Source organism: Peptoniphilus mikwangii, from assembly GCF_000468535.1.
Taxonomy (GTDB): domain Bacteria; phylum Bacillota; class Clostridia; order Tissierellales; family Peptoniphilaceae; genus Anaerosphaera; species Anaerosphaera mikwangii.
In genome coordinates this window covers 273,248-290,352 of the sequence record NZ_AUQY01000002.1, presented here as the reverse complement: position 1 = coordinate 290,352, position 17,105 = coordinate 273,248, and the positions used below count along the sequence as shown (strand labels likewise).

General features: G+C 28.2%; 15 protein-coding genes. All 15 read left to right on the top strand.

All coding sequences use genetic code 11. From position 1 onward, the window contains the following. The first annotated feature begins 99 nt into the window (after positions 1-99). The 15 genes from M915_RS01775 (at position 100) to infB (ending at position 17,100) form a co-directional block, all read left to right on the top strand. Positions 100-981 (top strand): ATP-binding cassette domain-containing protein, encoded by an 882-nt coding sequence (locus M915_RS01775; protein ID WP_036728803.1) that lies wholly within the window; start codon positions 100-102, stop codon positions 979-981. 1 nt (position 982) lies between these two features. Then, positions 983-1,804 carry an ABC transporter permease gene (locus M915_RS01770; protein WP_009222198.1) on the top strand — a complete coding sequence of 274 codons (822 nt, stop codon included), beginning with the start codon at positions 983-985 and terminating at the stop codon, positions 1,802-1,804. 191 nt (positions 1,805-1,995) lie between these two features. Continuing rightward, the gene (rpsB, locus tag M915_RS01765; RefSeq protein ID WP_036728800.1) at positions 1,996-2,760 is read left to right on the top strand and encodes a 30S ribosomal protein S2; all 765 of its coding nucleotides are present in this window, start codon (positions 1,996-1,998) and stop codon (positions 2,758-2,760) included. 61 nt (positions 2,761-2,821) lie between these two features. Continuing rightward, positions 2,822-3,469: a translation elongation factor Ts gene (gene tsf, locus M915_RS01760; protein ID WP_009222200.1), complete on the top strand. Its 648-nt coding sequence runs from the start codon at positions 2,822-2,824 to the stop codon at positions 3,467-3,469. Between the two features lie 13 nt (positions 3,470-3,482). Further along, positions 3,483-4,190 carry a UMP kinase gene (gene pyrH, locus M915_RS01755; RefSeq protein WP_009222201.1) on the top strand — a complete coding sequence of 236 codons (708 nt, stop codon included), beginning with the start codon at positions 3,483-3,485 and terminating at the stop codon, positions 4,188-4,190. A 10-nt stretch (positions 4,191-4,200) separates the two neighbouring features. Next, positions 4,201-4,758 carry a ribosome recycling factor gene (gene frr / locus M915_RS01750; protein WP_036728797.1) on the top strand — a complete coding sequence of 186 codons (558 nt, stop codon included), beginning with the start codon at positions 4,201-4,203 and terminating at the stop codon, positions 4,756-4,758. 40 nt (positions 4,759-4,798) lie between these two features. Beyond that, positions 4,799-5,521, top strand: coding sequence for an isoprenyl transferase (locus M915_RS01745; protein WP_036728795.1), 723 nt, complete (start codon positions 4,799-4,801; stop codon positions 5,519-5,521). Continuing rightward, a complete protein-coding gene (locus tag M915_RS01740) occupies positions 5,522-6,298 on the top strand; it encodes a phosphatidate cytidylyltransferase (protein ID WP_036728792.1) in 777 nt (258 codons plus the stop codon). 10 nt (positions 6,299-6,308) lie between these two features. After that, positions 6,309-7,331, top strand: a complete 1,023-nt coding sequence (rseP, locus tag M915_RS01735; protein WP_009222205.1) for an RIP metalloprotease RseP — start codon at positions 6,309-6,311, stop codon at positions 7,329-7,331. 15 nt (positions 7,332-7,346) lie between these two features. Continuing rightward, positions 7,347-8,396 (top strand): flavodoxin-dependent (E)-4-hydroxy-3-methylbut-2-enyl-diphosphate synthase, encoded by a 1,050-nt coding sequence (gene ispG / locus M915_RS01730; protein ID WP_036729742.1) that lies wholly within the window; start codon positions 7,347-7,349, stop codon positions 8,394-8,396. Positions 8,397-8,405: 9 nt separating this feature from the next. After that, entirely contained in the window at positions 8,406-12,671 is a 4,266-nt protein-coding gene (locus M915_RS01725) for a PolC-type DNA polymerase III (protein WP_051259768.1), read from the top strand. 113 nt (positions 12,672-12,784) lie between these two features. After that, complete coding sequence (locus tag M915_RS01720; protein WP_036728789.1) at positions 12,785-13,246, top strand: ribosome maturation factor RimP; 462 nt, start codon at positions 12,785-12,787, stop codon at positions 13,244-13,246. An 11-nt stretch (positions 13,247-13,257) separates the two neighbouring features. Beyond that, positions 13,258-14,397 carry a transcription termination factor NusA gene (gene nusA, locus M915_RS01715; RefSeq protein WP_009222209.1) on the top strand — a complete coding sequence of 380 codons (1,140 nt, stop codon included), beginning with the start codon at positions 13,258-13,260 and terminating at the stop codon, positions 14,395-14,397. A gap of 23 nt (positions 14,398-14,420) precedes the next feature. Next, entirely contained in the window at positions 14,421-14,690 is a 270-nt protein-coding gene (gene rnpM / locus M915_RS01710) for an RNase P modulator RnpM (RefSeq protein ID WP_036728786.1), read from the top strand. 25 nt (positions 14,691-14,715) lie between these two features. After that, entirely contained in the window at positions 14,716-17,100 is a 2,385-nt protein-coding gene (gene infB, locus M915_RS01705; RefSeq protein ID WP_036728784.1) for a translation initiation factor IF-2, read from the top strand. The last annotated feature ends 5 nt before the right edge of the window (positions 17,101-17,105 follow it).

The window sequence follows — 17,105 nt, the reverse complement described above, 5'->3', positions numbered from 1 at the left end:
AAGATTAATAATACCCAATAATAAAAGTTATATAAATATTGGTTTTATGGCAACATTATAGTATAATTGTATATATATAATATGAAGAGGTGAATTTGTATGAGTGCCATAGTTATTAGTGAATTAACTAAGAGAATGGGCAAAAAAAGAATTTTTTCAGATCTTAATTTAGAAGTTATAGATGGTGAATTTTTTGCGTTATTGGGGTTGGAAGGTTCCGGTAAAACGACTCTTTCAAAAATTTTATTTAATTTTCTGAAACCTACTAAGGGAAAGGCTACAATTTATGACATGGATTGTGTAAGAGATTCTAAGAATATTAAAGAAAGTGTCAGTATAATACCTGAAGATATAATTTTTCAAGAAAATATTAAAGTGAGTACAATGCTAAAAAGAACTTTGTCATTGCATAATTTAAAAAATACTGATGACATAGCTACTCTTACAGAATATTTCAATCTTAATTCCAGGTTAAGGTTACTTGAAATGAATGAAAATGAAAAGAAACTCTTTTTGATAATAAATGCATTAATAACCAAACCAAGACTTTTGATAATTGATGAACCATCAAAATATTTAAATTCAAATCAAGTTGGAAAGTTATTTGAGTATTTAAATACCTTAAAAGTTGACGAAGGTCTTACTGTTTTTATTTTAACTCAATCTCTTGTTGAAGCACAAAGATATTGTGATAGAGCGGCATATTTATATAATGGACAAATAAAAGAAGTTGAGTTTTTAAGCGATAAGATTGCAAATGATAAAATTATAAAAATATACAGTCCTTTAAATGACTTGAGTCCATTTGTAAATATTGGAGCCAAAATAATTAAAGATGAAAATAAAGATAAAATATTATATTATGATAAGGATATGAAAATATTGTCCAGGGTAATCGCTGAATCATGCATAGATAATTACAGTATTGAAAATTCATCATTATATGATAAGATTTTAGCTTATTTTAACGAGGAGGCATAATATGATTTTTTCTAGAGAATTTAAATCTAATATTGGAAAACTTGTGGCATGGACAATAGTTTTATTCATATTAGTTGGATTATTATTAGCTTTGTATTATCCTATGATGCTTGATATAAATATGAAAAGTATGTTTGACGGATTTGTTTCTTCATTAAATCCTAATTTTAAAAATATTTTAGGTTTTGATGAAAATATAGATTACACTGAGCTTGGCCAATATATTGCATTTATATATCAATATATTGCAGTTTTAGTGGTTATATTTGCCATGCAGCTTGGAGCTAATTCCTTATCTAAGGAACAAAGTAGCGGAAGTATTCAATATATTTATAGCAATCCTATTTCAAGATCTGAAATTATGATTCAAAAATTGTTATCGGATGTATTAGTTTATTTTATATTTTTAGTTTTATTGGCAGCACTTACTATAGGGCTATTATATGTCATTCCTATGGAGGTTGCTATAAGTCTACAAGCTATAATAATAGATATAGTTAGAATATTTGTTGCAATGCTATTAAGTGGATTAGTATATATGTCCATAGGATATTTTTTCAGTGCAATTTCAAATAATACTACACTATCAGATGCTACGAGTGTATTGTTTGTTTTAATAACTGTAGTAATTGTAATTATTGGTAAAATTTATGGTGCTATGTTCTTTACGATTGTAGACTTCTTTGCGCTTGAAGTATTTAAACCGTTTAGATTTTTAGTATCTAATATTTCTATAGTCGGCGTAGGTATTAATTTAGCTATTTTTGCAATATTTATATTATTATCATTTGCAATTTACAATTCAAAAGAATTGAATTATTAAACCTGTTTAATAACAGGTTTTTTTATTTATTTTATATGTAATTATTATATAAATTTCTTGATTGTTAAATATTAATATGTTATACTTATATGCGGTAAATTAAAACACACACTTTTTGATGATTTAAGAGTTGCTGATATGTACTTAAATCAAGAGATAAAAGTGGAGGAATAAAAACGGAGGTGGATATTTTGTCAGTAATATCAATGAAGAATTTATTAGAAGCCGGTGTTCATTTTGGACATCAAACAAGAAGATGGAATCCTAAAATGAGCAGATTCATCTTTACACAAAGAAACGGTATATATATTATTGATCTTCAAAAAACTGTCAAAAAAGTAGATGAAGCATATGAATTCATCAGAGAGTTGTCATCAGAAGGTGGCAAGATTTTATTTGTAGGAACTAAAAAACAAGCTCAAGATGCAGTTGAAAAAGAAGCAAAGAAATGTGAAATGCCATTTATAAACCAAAGATGGCTAGGTGGTCTTTTGACAAATTATAAGACTATAAGAAAAAGAATTGACAGATTACAAGAATTAACAGAAATGGAAACAGATGGAACTTTTGATGTTTTACCTAAAAAGGAAGTAATTCAATTAAGACACGAAAGAGAAAGATTGGAAAAATTCTTAGGTGGCATAAAAGATATGGATAGAGTTCCAGATGCTTTATTTATAGTTGATCCTCGCAAAGAGAGAATAGCTGTAAAAGAAGCTCATATATTAGGAATTCCTGTAGTGGGAATTGTTGATACTAACTGCGATCCTGATGAAATAGATTTTCCAATTCCAGGAAATGATGATGCTATAAGAGCTGTAAAGCTTATTACAGAAACAATTTCAAATGCAGTATTGGAAGGAAAGCAAGGCGCTCAAATTCAAGATTATTCTGAAAATGAAGAAGTAAAAGTATCTGAAGAAGAGCAACCTGTCATAGAAAAAGAAGAAGAGTAATATTTTGGAGAGTTCTAAAGCTAAACCTTTAAAACTCTCTTTTTATAATAGGAGGTAAATTATGAATATAACTACAGCGTTAATTAAAGAATTAAGAGATAAGACTTCTGCAGGAATGATGGATTGTAAAAAAGCTCTTGTAGAAACAAATGGAGATTTAGATAAGGCAGTAGACTATCTAAGAGAAAAAGGGCTTGCAAGTGTGGCTAAAAAAGCTAATAGAATAGCTTCAGAAGGTATTGTAGATTCATACATTCATGGTGGAAGAATTGGTGTAATTGTAGAAGTTAATTCAGAAACAGATTTTGTTGCTAAAAATGATGAATTTAAAGCTTTTGTAAAAGATGTTGCTATGCAAATTGCAGCTGCTTCACCAAAATATGTAACACGTGAAGAAGTTCCTGCAGAAGAAGTTGAGCACGAAAGAGAAGTCTTAAAAGAACAGGCATTAAATGAAGGTAAACCTGAAAAAATTGTAGAAAAAATGGTTGAAGGTAGATTAGAAAAATTCTATGAAGATATAGTTCTACTTGATCAAAAGTTTATAAAAGATCCGGATTTAAAAATCCAAGATGTATTAAACAATTTAGCAGCTAAGATAGGTGAAAATTTAAAAATAAGAAGATTTGTAAGATACGAAGTAGGAGAAGGCTTAGAAAAAAGAGAAGAAGATTTCGCAGAAGAAGTTGCAAAACAAATTGGTAAATAAATAGGAGAGTTTTATGAATCCAAAATATCGCAGGATAGTATTAAAGTTAAGTGGAGAAGCTATGGCAGGACAAAAAGGCATAGGCATTGATATAGAAACTATAAATTCTATAGCTTCACAAATAAAAATGATACATGATATGGAAGTTGAAACAAGCATAGTAGTCGGTGGCGGTAATTTTTGGAGAGGCAGAGATGCTGTTAATATGGACAGAACAACTTCTGACTATATGGGTATGCTTGGAACAGTGATGAATGCATTAGCTCTTCAAGATGCGCTTGAAAAAATGGGTATTCCAACCAGAGTTCAAACGGCAATTGAAATGAAAGAAGTAGCTGAACCATATATAAGAAGACGCGCTATACGTCATTTGGAAAAAGGAAGAGTTGTAATATTTTCGGCAGGAATAGGAAATCCGTATTTTTCTACTGATACAACCGCTGCATTAAGAGCAGCTGAAATTGATGCAGACGTAATACTTTTAGCAAAAAAAGGTGTAGATGGTATATATGATTCTGATCCTAAGTTTAATAAAAATGCAAAAAAATTTGAAAAACTTTCATATTTTGAAATACTTAGTAGAGAATTAAAAATAATGGATTCTACAGCAACATCACTTTGTATGGATAATAATATTCCTTTAATTGTTTTTGGAATAGATGAACCTTCATCAATAGTAGATGTTGTTAATGGAAAAGATATTGGAACTAATGTAAAATAAGGAGGACATTATGATACCTGAAATAAAAAAAGATGCTGAAGAAAAAATGAAAAAAACCATATCTGTTTACAGAGAAGATCTTCAAAGTATTAGAGCGGGAAGAGCTAATCCATCTTTATTAGATAAAATAACAGTAGATTATTATGGACAAGCAACACCTCTTAATCAAGTTGCGGGTATATCTGCTCCAGAGCCTAGACTTCTTGCAATTACTCCTTGGGATGCAAGCTTAATACCAGCTATTGAAAAGGCTATATTAAAATCTGAATTAGGTATTACTCCTTCAAATGATGGTAAAATAGTAAGATTATTAATTCCTCACCTTACAGAAGAAAGACGTAAAGAACTTACTAAAATTGTAAGGAAAAATGGTGAAAATGCAAAAGTTGCAATCAGAAATATAAGACGCGATTCCATAGATGAAGTTAAAAAACTTGAAAAATCTAAAGAAATTTCTGAAGATGACAGAAAAGATGGAGAAGAACAAATTCAAAAGCTTACAGACAAGTATATAGAAGAACTTGATAAAATTACAAAGTCTAAAGAAGATGAATTAATGGAAATATAAAAAAGGACCTGTGAGGTCCTTTTTTTATAAAGGGGATAATATGACTTTAAAAGATAATATTAAATTAGATTTAATTCCCAATCATATAGGAATAATAATGGATGGAAATGGGAGATGGGCTAAAAATAAAAATTTACCTAGATATTTTGGGCATAAAGAAGGTAGTAAAAGAGTAATAGAAATAGTAGAAGCTTGCTATAATTTAGGAATCAAGTCTCTTTCATTATATGCGTTTTCTACTGAAAATTGGAAAAGACCTGAAGAAGAAATATCTAAATTAATGGATTTATTAGTTATTTTTATTAAATCTCAATTAGATAAAATTATGGAAAATAATGTAAAAATAAATGTACTTGGAGATATTTCAAAGTTACCGCTTAAAGTGCAAAAAGAAATTAATAGAGCATTGTCATTAACAGAGCATAATGATAAAATGATATTAAATATTGGATTAAATTATGGCGGAAGAGACGAAATTATAATGGCTACAAAAGCAATATGTGAAGATGTTTTAAATAAAAAGATAGCTATTAATGATATTGAAACATTATTTTCAAATTACTTATATACTAAAGGACAAAATGAGCTTGATCTTTTAATAAGGCCTAGCGGAGAATTAAGAGTTAGTAACTTTATGCTTTATCAATTGGCTTATGCTGAATTTTGGTTTTCAAATATTCTTTGGCCTGATTTTACAGAAGAAGTACTGTATGAAGCTATAATTGATTATCAAAATAGAAATAGAAGGTTTGGTGGATTATAATTGTCTGAATTAAAAAAAAGACTTATAACTGGAGTTGTAGGATTAATAATATTAGGATTAATTTTATATTTTGGTGGAAATTATTTAAGAATTGCGTTAATTTTAATTTCGATGTTGGGCTCTTATGAAATGTATAATGCTTATAAAAAAATTAACATAAATATAAATTTTTTAGTAATATTAATCGGAATATTTTCTATTTTTGTATTTGAATTAGTTGGGTTCTCATTAGAATTTAGCGTTGTAATTACATTGTTGCTATCATTTATTTTTACTTTATTCAGTGAAAGATATAATTTAAATGATGTAGCATATACTATATTAACATTTATATATGTACCATATTTATTTAGCTTAATGCTTGAATTTGAAAATACTCCATATCTATATCTTATTTTTATAATAGCATTTAGCACAGATACATTTGCATATTTTGTAGGATCGAAATTCGGCAAACATAAACTTATAGAAAAAATTAGTCCTAAAAAATCAATAGAAGGTTCTATTGGCGGGATACTTGGATGTTTAATTTTAAGCTTAGTTTATTTTTATATTACAGGTATAAGTATAAATATTGTATCATTCATTTTTGTTATAATAGGATCTATATCCGGGCAAATAGGAGATTTAATAGCTTCAAAGATAAAAAGAGTAGTTGGAATTAAAGACTATGGTAAATTATTGCCCGGACATGGAGGAATAATGGATAGATTTGATAGTATAATAACCGTTATTCCAATAGTGTATATGTTATATTTTATTACAGTTCTTTATTAGGAGGCAAACAATGAACACTTTAATTGGTTCTATTATAGTTTTTATGCTCGTTATAACTCTTCATGAGTTGGGTCATTTTTCAGTTGCTAAAATGGTTGGAATAAAGGTTAATGAATTTTCTATAGGTATGGGACCTAAAATTTTTCAAAAAGAAGGCTTGGAAACCAAATATTCTATTAGAATCCTTCCAATAGGAGGATATGTTGCCATGGAAGGTGAAGATGAACGTTCTGATGATCCTAGAAGTTTTAATAATGTCAATGTGTTTAAACGAATGGCTGTAGTTGTAGCAGGAGTTTGTATGAATTTTATCCTTGCCGTTATAGCCTTTTTTATTGTAGCAGTTATTGTAGGAACCCCTACTAATACTATTGGAAGTATTGTAGACAATTCTTCCGCATATCATGCAGGATTATATGCAGGGGATAAAATTATAGAAATTAATGATATTCCTACTAAAAATTGGGAAGATATTGTATTTAATATTTCTAATTCAAAGGAAAACTCTGATATTAGAATAAAAATAACTAGAAATCATAATGAATTAGTAAAGCATGTTATAGCTAAAAGTAACAACGGAAGAATTCAAATAGGAATAACTCCTAATTATGAAAAGTCAATTTCTAATGCGATAAAATATTCTTTTCTAGATACAATTCAAGTTATAAAAGATGTATTTATGACTATTAAATTATTATTTAAAGGCAATGTTGATGTTACAATGTTGTCCGGTCCTGTAGGAGTAATTTCTGTAATTGGACAGGCTACATCTCTTGGTATGGTTTATTTATTAAAGATGATTGGTATAATCAGTGCAAATCTTGGTGTCGTTAATTTATTACCTATACCGGCATTAGATGGAGGAAAGTTATTGTTTTTAATAATAGAAAAACTAATAGGTAAAAAGATTAATGAAAAAATTGAAAATACACTTAGTTTAATAGGAATTTCATTTTTGCTATTTTTGATGTTATATATAACTTTGTTTGGAGATTTAGCAAGAATGAATTTATGGAATGTAATAAAAAAATAATTGGGTGATTATGTGATTGATAGAAAAAAAACAAAACAAATTAAAGTAGGAAATGTATTGATAGGTGGAGATGCACCTATTAGTGTACAGTCTATGACTAATACTATAACTAAAGATATAAATTCTACTATTAGTCAGATTAATTTACTTGAAAGCTATGGGTGTGATTTAATTAGATTTGCTGTGAATGACTTAGAAGATGCAAGTGCTATAAGAAAAATTAAAAATGGAATAAAAATACCAACTATTGCAGATATACAATATGATTATAGATTAGCTTTAGCCTCTGCCGAAAATGGAATAGATTGTCTCAGAATAAATCCCGGGAATATTGGAGCAAAATGGAAAGTAGAAGAGGTAGTTAAAGCTTGTAAGTATCATGATATACCAATTAGAATTGGCGTGAATTCCGGTTCAATAAAGCAAGAATTTATAGATATGTATAAAGGTGTAAATGAAAATTCTATTTGTTATAGTGCATTAGAAGAAATAGAAATTTTAGAATCTATGTCTTTTTACGATATAAAAGTGTCATTGAAAGCAAGTAATGTAAATTTATCAATAAATTCTTATAAAAAATTTTCAGAATTTAGCGACTATCCGCTTCATCTTGGAATAACAGAAGCAGGTCCTTCGTTTAACGGAACTATAAAGTCATCTGTTGGAATAGGTTCACTTTTGGCTATGGGAATAGGAGATACAATTAGAGTCTCATTAACTGCAGATCCTATAGAAGAAGTAAAAGTTGGAAGAGAGATATTAAAATCATTAGGATTATTAAAAGAGGGCATTGAAATAATATCTTGTCCAACTTGTGCAAGAACAAAAATAAATCTTATAGATATGGTGGAGAAAGCTCAAGATAAGCTATATTCTATAAATAAAAATATTAAAGTAGCACTTATGGGGTGTCCTGTAAATGGTCCTGGAGAAGCAAAAGAAGCAGACATTGGAATTGCAGGAGGAAACGGAGTAGGAATTATATTTAAAAAAGGTAAGATAATAAAGAAGGTAGATGAAAATAAACTTCTTGAGGAATTATTTAAGGAAATAGAAAATTTATAGGTGATATAATTGATTACTTTTAAGGAACTTTTGCAAAAGCTTGATATTGATGACGAAAATTTGTATAAAAAAAATATAAAAATAGAAAAAATTTTACTTGATAAAAAAAATTTGGAAATTTTTATAAATTTTTCTAGTTATGAAGAATTAGATGATGAACTAAAAAAAATTATTGAAGATAAGATTAAAAATCAATTGAATAAATTAAAAATTATATATAAGTATAATATTTTATCCAAAGAATATACTGATGAAATTTCGTTAATAAAAGATGAAATTATAAACTACAATCCTTCTGCAAAAGTTTGGATTGATAATTTAAAAATTCATGTAAAAAAAGAAGAGTCATGTATAAACATTGAGGTATTTGATAAAAATATTTATTATTTAATTACTAAAAATGAACTGAAGAATATATTAGAGGATAAACTTAAAATATTTGGAGAGTATAAACTTAATTTTATAGAAACTGAATTGGAAATAGATACTTCTGAAGATAAAATAGAAGAAATTATTACATCAATGCAAAAACAAGAAAAAATAATTTCACAAAAAATTGATCTTCAAAGAACGTCTAATCCAACAGAAACTCAAAAAATGAGTTCAAATGATAAATATAGCTATGGAAAAAAAGATATATCCAGCGTAACAAAGCTCATATTTTTAAATTCGTACTTTAAAAAAGTAACCGTAGAGGTAGATGTATTTTCAATTGATGTAAGAGAAACAAAAAATAATAAATTTTTAATAAGTTTATCAATAACAGATTATACATCCTCTTATATAGCTAAAATATTTTTAACTAAAGATAAAATTGATGAATTTTTATCTAAAATTAACATAGGTAGTCATGTACTTATTACAGGAGATATTCAATATGATTCTTATTCTAAGAGCGAAAATATATTTATTAAATATATAGAGGTTTTAGAAAAACATATCAAACAAGATACTAATAATGAAAAGAGAGTTGAGCTTAAGCTTCACAGTAAAATGAGTGCTATGAATGGAGTAAGCTCATTTAACGAATTTGCTAAAAGGGCATCTGATTGGGGTATGAGTTCAATTGCAATTACTGATATTTCGGATGTTCAAGGATTTCCTGAAGCTATGGAATGCGGTAAAAAATATGGATTAAAAGTTATATATGGGTTAGATTGTAATTTTGTAGATAATTGTGAAGATATAGTTAAAAATTATAATGATGCTGCTTTCACAAATTCTTTCGTTGTATTTGATATAGAAACTACAGGATTTTCTCCACAAGTTGATGAAATAACAGAAATTGGAGCAGTTAAGATAGTTGATGGAGTTATTGTTGATAGATTTTCGCAATTAGTTAATCCTATGATTAAAATACCTGATAGAGTTGTGGAATTAACAGGAATAAGTAATGATTTTGTAAAAGATGAGCCTACAATTGATAAAGTAATTGTTGATTTTAATGATTTTTGTAAAAATTCTGTTTTAGTAGCGCATAATGCAGGATTTGATATAAGTTTTATAAGGCGTGATATGCTTAAATATAATCTTAGCTTTAATTTCACCGTACTTGATACATTATCATTAGCCAGGGCAATTATAAAAGACATTAAGAGATTTAATCTTACTGCATTATCAAAAAAGCTTGGAGTTAGCCTTGTGAATGCACATAGAGCTGTAAATGATGCAGAAGCTACGGCTGAAGTATTTATTAAAATGCTGGATATTTTAAAAAAATTAGGAGTAAAGACTTTTTGCGATATTAATAAATTAAAAAAAGATATTGACAGTTCAATACTTTTTGAAAGTTCCATATCTTTGTTGGTGAAGAATGATGTAGGACTTAAAAATTTATATAAACTAGTTAGTGAATCTCATATGAATTATGTAAATAGAGTTGCTAAAGTTCCAAGGAGTTTGATCAATAAATATAGAGAGGGCATTTTGGTTGGAAGCGGAAATTCTTCATCAGAACTTTTTAAAGCTGTATTCAATATGGAATCAGAAGAAAATATAAGAAATATCGCAAGATATTATGATTATATAGAAATACAGCCATTGGAAAATAACTTAAATTATATAGAAAATAATTTAGTAAAAGATTATGATACACTAAAATTTATTAATAAAAAATTATATGATTTAGGTAAAGAATTAAATATTCCCGTTGTAGCAACCGGTGATGTTTATTATTTAGATGAAAAAGATGATATAACAAGAAGAGTAATATTAAACGGTCAGACTGGCAGACCTCCAGAGAATGCGCATATACCACAGAAATTATTTTTTAGAACTACAGATGAAATGCTTGAAGAATTTTCATATCTAGGCAAAGATCAAAGTTATGAGGTTGTTGTTGGAAATACAAATATGATTGCTAATTTATGCGAAGATATAAAACCGATTCCGGATGGAACATACCCTCCCATAATCGAAGGTGCAGATTCAGATCTAAGAAAGATATGTTATGAGAAAGCTCATGAAATATATGGGGATAATCTTCCTGAAATAGTAGAAAATAGATTAGATAGAGAGCTTAATTCTATAATATCAAATGGATATGCTGTTCTTTATATAATAGCACAAAAATTAGTAAAAAAATCAAATGATGATGGTTATTTAGTCGGATCAAGAGGTTCTGTAGGCTCATCATTTGCTGCAACAATGAGTTCTATTACTGAAGTAAACCCATTACCTCCACATTATATATGTCCAAATTGTAAATATTTTGAAGATATGAGTAATGGAACTGTTGATTCAGGGATAGACTTACCGGATAAAATATGTCCTGTTTGTGGAAGTGAACTGAAAAAAGACGGACATGATATACCTTTTGAAGTTTTTTTAGGGTTTAATGGAGATAAAGAACCGGATATAGATTTAAATTTTGCCGGAGAATATCAACCTACCGCTCATAAATACACAGAAGAGTTATTTGGAGAAGGATATGTTTTTAGAGCCGGAACTATAGGTACAGTTGCAGAAAAAACAGCTTATGGATATGTTAAGAAATTTTATGAAGATAAAAACATTTCGAATGTTGAAATTGATAGAATTGCTAAAGCAGCTATAGGAGTAAAAAGAACTTCAGGGCAACATCCCGGAGGAGTAATGATCTGTCCTAAAAGTAAAGAAATATTTGACTTTACACCTATACAATATCCCGCAGATGATAAATCATCAGGAGTAATAACAACTCATTTTGATTATAATTTCATACACGGAAAAATATTAAAATTGGATATACTTGGGCACGACGGTCCTACTATAATAAAAATGTTAGAAGATTTTACGGGATTGAATTCACAAAAAATACCACTTGATGATGAAAAGACAATTTCTTTATTTTCATGTTCGGATGAATTGAAATTGAATGAAAACATATTTTCTTCAAGTACAGGAACGCTTGGTATTCCTGAGTTTGGAACTAACTTTGTAAAACAAATGTTAATAGAAACTCATCCTAAAAATTTTGCTGAATTAGTTAGAATTTCAGGGTTATCTCATGGAACTAATGTTTGGACAAATAATGCTCAAGAATTGGTAAAAGCAGGAAAAGCTAAATTATCAGATGTAATATGCACTAGAGAAGATATAATGTTATATTTAATTAGAGCAGGTGCTGAAAATAAAATGGCATTTGATACTATGGAAAAAGTTAGAAAGGGTAAAGGACTTTCTGATGAACAAAAGAAAATCATGAATACACTTCCACTTCCCAATTGGTATATTGATTCTTGTGAAAAAATAGAGTATATGTTCCCTAAAGCACATGCTGTTGCATATGTAATGCTTTCTTTTAGAATAGCATATTATAAACTTAATTATCCGTTGGCTTATTATGCAACATATTTTACCATAAAACTTGCAGATTTTAACGGAGAGCTTATAATGAAGGGAGTAAATGCTATTAAGGAAAGAATTAATGATTTGAATAATAGTAACGATAAATTATCGGCAAAAGAAAAAGGAGAATTAACAGTTTTAGAAGTTGTTCTTGAAATGTTTGCAAGAGGATTTGAATTTGCTCCTGTTGATATATATAAATCAAATGCATCAAAATTTGATATATATGATAATAAAGTTTTAATGCCTCTACGAGCATTTTTTGGAGTTGGTGAAACCGTTGCAGATAATATTGTTTCAGAAAGAGAAAAAGGAGAATTTATTTCCATAGAAGATATAATTAAGAGAACTAAGGCTACAAAATCTGTAATAGATATATTAAATAGCAATAATTTGCTAAAAGAATTTCCTCAAACAAATCAATTGAGCCTATTTAATTTATTTTAAAATTATCTGAAAGTTGATTTATTTTGATAAATATGTTATAATTCTTAAGAAAGATATAGAAATTGTTAAGAGTGGACTAGTCCACTCTTGTTTTTTTCAAATGGGGGTGCATTGTGAAAAAAAATGATCTAATAGATAAAATAAAAAATATAGCAGAAGAATGTTCTAACGAAATGGGATATGAAATAGTTGATGTTGAATATCAAGTCGGTAATAAGCATGATTTACTTTCAATTTTTATTTATAAAAAAGAAGGAATAGATATTAACGACTGTACTAATATGAGTAGAATTATTGAAAGTGTACTGGACAAAGAAGATATAATTGACAAACCATATTATTTAGAAATATCATCACCTGGACTTGATAGACCATTAAAAACAAAAGATGATTATAGAAGAAATATCGGAAATGAGGTTACTGTAAAACTATATGCACCTTTAGACGGTAAAAAACTAATAGAGGGAATACTTGAGAATTATGATGAAAGCATAATAATATTGAGTGTTGAAGACGAAAAAATAGAAATACCTATAAAATCAATTTCTCTTATGAGACAAAGTATTAAATTTTAATGGAGGAAAATATGAACGAAGAATTTATAGGCGCATTAAATGAGTTAGAAAAAGAAAAGGGGATTTCAAAAGAAGTAATATTTGAAGCTTTAGAATCTGCTTTAGTTTCAAGTTACAGAAAAAATTTTGGAACATCACAAAATGTTCAGGTTGATATCAACAAAGATAGTGGAGAAATAAATGTTTTTGCACTAAAAGATATTGTTGCGGATGTAGATTTTGAAGATGAAAATTTACAAATACCTATTTCTAAGGCAAAGGATATTGATGCTAAATTTGAATTGGGAGATGTATATTCAGAAAAAATTAAGCCTGCTAATTTTGGAAGAATTGCAGCTCAAACTGCTAAACAAGTTGTTATACAAAGAATAAAGGATGCTGAAAGAGATATAATTTTTGAAGATTTTACAGACAGAGAAAATGAAATAATTACAGGGCAAGTTCAAAGAGTTTCTTATGGAAATGTGTATTTTGATCTTGGTAAAACAGAAGCTATACTTCCCGTTGCAGAACAAATTAAAGGAGAAGTATATCGACAAGGAGATAGACTTAAATTACTTTTATTAGAAGTAAAGAAGACTACAAAAGGACCTCAAATAATATTATCAAGATCACACCCGAATCTTGTTAAAAGATTATTTGAATTAGAGGTTCCTGAAATTTCTGAAGGTATTGTTGAAGTATATTCAATATCAAGAGAAGCAGGTTCAAGAACTAAAATAGCGGTATTTTCTAGAAATGAAGATGTAGATCCGCTTGGAGCTTGTGTTGGATATAAAGGTTCCAGAGTTAAAGCTATTGTAGATGAATTACATGATGAAAAAGTTGATATTGTAATTTATGAAAAACAAATAGATAAATTTATAGCTAATGCATTAAGTCCTTCAAAAGTTGAAAAGGTGTTTGCAAACGAAAAAGAAAAATCTGCATTAGTAGTAGTTCCTGATTATCAATTATCTTTAGCTATTGGCAAAGAAGGACAAAACGCAAGGCTTGCGGCTAAACTTACAAATTGGAAAATAGATATTAAATCTGTATCACAATTTGAGGAATATTTGGACTGCGAAAAAATCAATGAAGAAGATTTAAAAGAAAAATATGGTTATTCGTATGTATCTGAAATATCAGAAGATTATTATGAAGAAAATTAACTATTAATATTTTGGGGTTAACAATGGTAAAGGTAAAAAAAATACCTATGCGAAAATGTATAGGATGTGGAGAAAATAAACCTAAAAAAGATTTGATAAGAGTTGTTAAAAATAAAGAAAATGAAATATTTTTGGATAAAACAGGTAAGAAAAACGGCAGAGGTGCTTATATATGTTTTGATATGGAGTGTCTTGAAAAAGCCATAAAAACAAAAGCTTTGAATAGAGCATTTGAAGTGGAGATAAATGATGAAACTTATAATGATTTAAGAGAATCTATAAAAAAACAGTAGTACCTTATTTCAAGGAGGTGGCCTAATGTCAAAAATTAGAGTACATGCATTGGCAAAAGATATTGGAATAAGTAGTAAAGAATTAATAGACAAGCTAAGTTCTTTAAATGTAATTGTTAAAAATCATATGTCAACAATAGAAGAAACAGATGAAGCTAAAATTAGAAGTATTTATGACAAAACAAAGAATCTGGAAAAAGAAAATATAAATAAACAGGTAAAAGATACAAAATCAGAAAAATCTTTTTCTAAAGAGCAAAATTATAAAGATAAAAATAATTTTCAAAATAAACAAAAAAATGATAAAAATTTAAACAAATTTAAGTCTGATAAAAAAAATATTAACAATAAAGAAAATAATAAAAAAGAATTTAAGAAAAATGATTTCAATAAAAATAAACAAAATAAAGATAATTTTATAAAAGATGAAACTTTTAATAAAAAAACAGGTAAAAATTTAAACAAAGATAATAAAAATATTAACTCTAATGAAAAATTCTCTAAAAAGAAAAATAATAATAAAATACAAAATTCTAAATATGATGATTCAGAAAAATCTTTTCCTAAAAGAGATTTGACAAAGAAAACTATAAAGAAAAAAAATAAATCGCAGAAAAAATCAGAAAAAACTGATATTAAGACAGGAGATGGTAGTATAGTTAGCATAAGTGCTCCTATAACAATTAAAGATTTTGCAGAAAAGTTAAATGTTTCTGTAGCTCAAATAATAACAAAATTGATTGGACTTGGAATTATGGCTAGTCAAAATGAAATGATAGATGAAGATACATGCTTATTAGTTGCTGATGATCTAAATATAGAAATTAAAATAGAAGAACCTGAAGCAGAAATATCAATTGAAGAAAAATTTGGGCTTGACTACGAAGATAAGGAATCTCAACTTAAATCAAGACCTCCTGTAGTAACAGTAATGGGACATGTTGACCATGGAAAAACATCACTATTAGATGTAATAAAAAAATCTCATGTTCAACTTTCAGAAGCTGGCGGAATTACCCAACATATAGGGGCGTATACTGTTAATGTGAACAATAAAAAGGTAACATTTTTAGACACGCCTGGACATGAAGCATTTACATCAATGAGACTTAGGGGCGCTCAAATAACAGATATTGCAATTTTAGTTGTTGCTGCAGATGATGGAGTTATGCCACAAACTATTGAAGCTATTTCTCATGCTAAATCAGCCAATGTACCTATTATAGTAGCGATTAACAAAATAGATAAACCTGAATCAAATTTAAACAGAGTAAAGCAAGAACTTTTAGATAATGGTCTTATGGCAGAAGATTGGGGCGGAGATGTAATAATGGTTCCGGTATCTGCAAAGACTAAAGAGGGAATTGATGATTTACTTGAAATGATTTTATTAGTTTCAGAAATGCTTGAATTAAAGGCTAATCCAAATAGAAAAGCTATAGGAACAGTAATAGAAGCAAAACTTGATAAAGGTAAAGGACCTATGGCTACAGTTTTAATACAAAAAGGAACCCTTCACTTTGGAGACAATGTAGTTTCAGGATTTTCTAGTGGAAGAATAAGAGCTATGACAGATGATAAAAATAAAAATATTAAAAAAGCAGGTCCTTCAATGCCTGCAGTAATATTGGGCTTATCAGATGTTCCTAATGCCGGTGATTTAATTTATGCGGTAGAAGATGAAAAAATGGCAAGAACAATTGCGGATAAAAATAGAGAATCTATCAGAGAAACTAGAATAAATGCTAATTCAAAAATATCTCTTGAAAATTTATTTGATAAAATAAAAGAAGGAGAGATGAAAGAATTAAACGTAGTTGTAAAAGCTGATGTAAAAGGATCAGTTGAAGCTCTTAATCAGTCCCTTCTAAAGCTTACTAACGAAGAAGTAAAAATAAATATAATACATTCCGGAGCTGGTGGAATTAATGAAAGTGATATATCATTAGCATCGGCATCAAATGCAATAGTAATTGGATTTAATGTGAGACCTAACATTAATGCACTTGAACTTGCAAAGTCGGAGGAAGTAGATGTTAGAACTTATAGGGTTATCTACGATATTATAAATGATATTGAAGCTGCTGTTAAAGGTATGCTTGATCCTGATATTGTTGAAGAGGTTCAAGGAAGATGTGAAGTTAGACAAATATTTAAACTTCCAGGAAACATAATAGTTGCCGGAGTTTATGTATTAAACGGAAAACTTGTTAGAAAATCTATGATAAAAGTATTAAGGGATGACATAGTTATCCATGAAGGAGAAATATCATCACTTAAAAGATTTAAAGATGACGTAAAGGAACTCGCTACAGGATTTGAAGGTGGATTGGCAATAGAAGGATTTAATGATATTAAAGAAGGAGATTTCCTTGAGTGTTATATTTTAAAGGAAGTTCAAAAAAATTAGGTGGT

Bases quoted from the DNA above. Each gene is read 5' to 3' on its own strand.
- M915_RS01775 (WP_036728803.1), top strand. From the start codon at position 100: ATGAGTGCCATAGTTATTAGTGAATTAACTAAGAGAATGGGCAAAAAA.
- M915_RS01770 (WP_009222198.1), top strand. From the start codon at position 983: ATGATTTTTTCTAGAGAATTTAAATCTAATATTGGAAAACTTGTGGCA.
- tsf (WP_009222200.1), top strand. From the start codon at position 2,822: ATGAATATAACTACAGCGTTAATTAAAGAATTAAGAGATAAGACTTCT.
- pyrH (WP_009222201.1), top strand. From the start codon at position 3,483: ATGAATCCAAAATATCGCAGGATAGTATTAAAGTTAAGTGGAGAAGCT.
- frr (WP_036728797.1), top strand. From the start codon at position 4,201: ATGATACCTGAAATAAAAAAAGATGCTGAAGAAAAAATGAAAAAAACC.
- M915_RS01745 (WP_036728795.1), top strand. From the start codon at position 4,799: ATGACTTTAAAAGATAATATTAAATTAGATTTAATTCCCAATCATATA.
- rseP (WP_009222205.1), top strand. From the start codon at position 6,309: ATGAACACTTTAATTGGTTCTATTATAGTTTTTATGCTCGTTATAACT.
- nusA (WP_009222209.1), top strand. From the start codon at position 13,258: ATGAACGAAGAATTTATAGGCGCATTAAATGAGTTAGAAAAAGAAAAG.
- rnpM (WP_036728786.1), top strand. From the start codon at position 14,421: ATGGTAAAGGTAAAAAAAATACCTATGCGAAAATGTATAGGATGTGGA.
- infB (WP_036728784.1), top strand. From the start codon at position 14,716: ATGTCAAAAATTAGAGTACATGCATTGGCAAAAGATATTGGAATAAGT.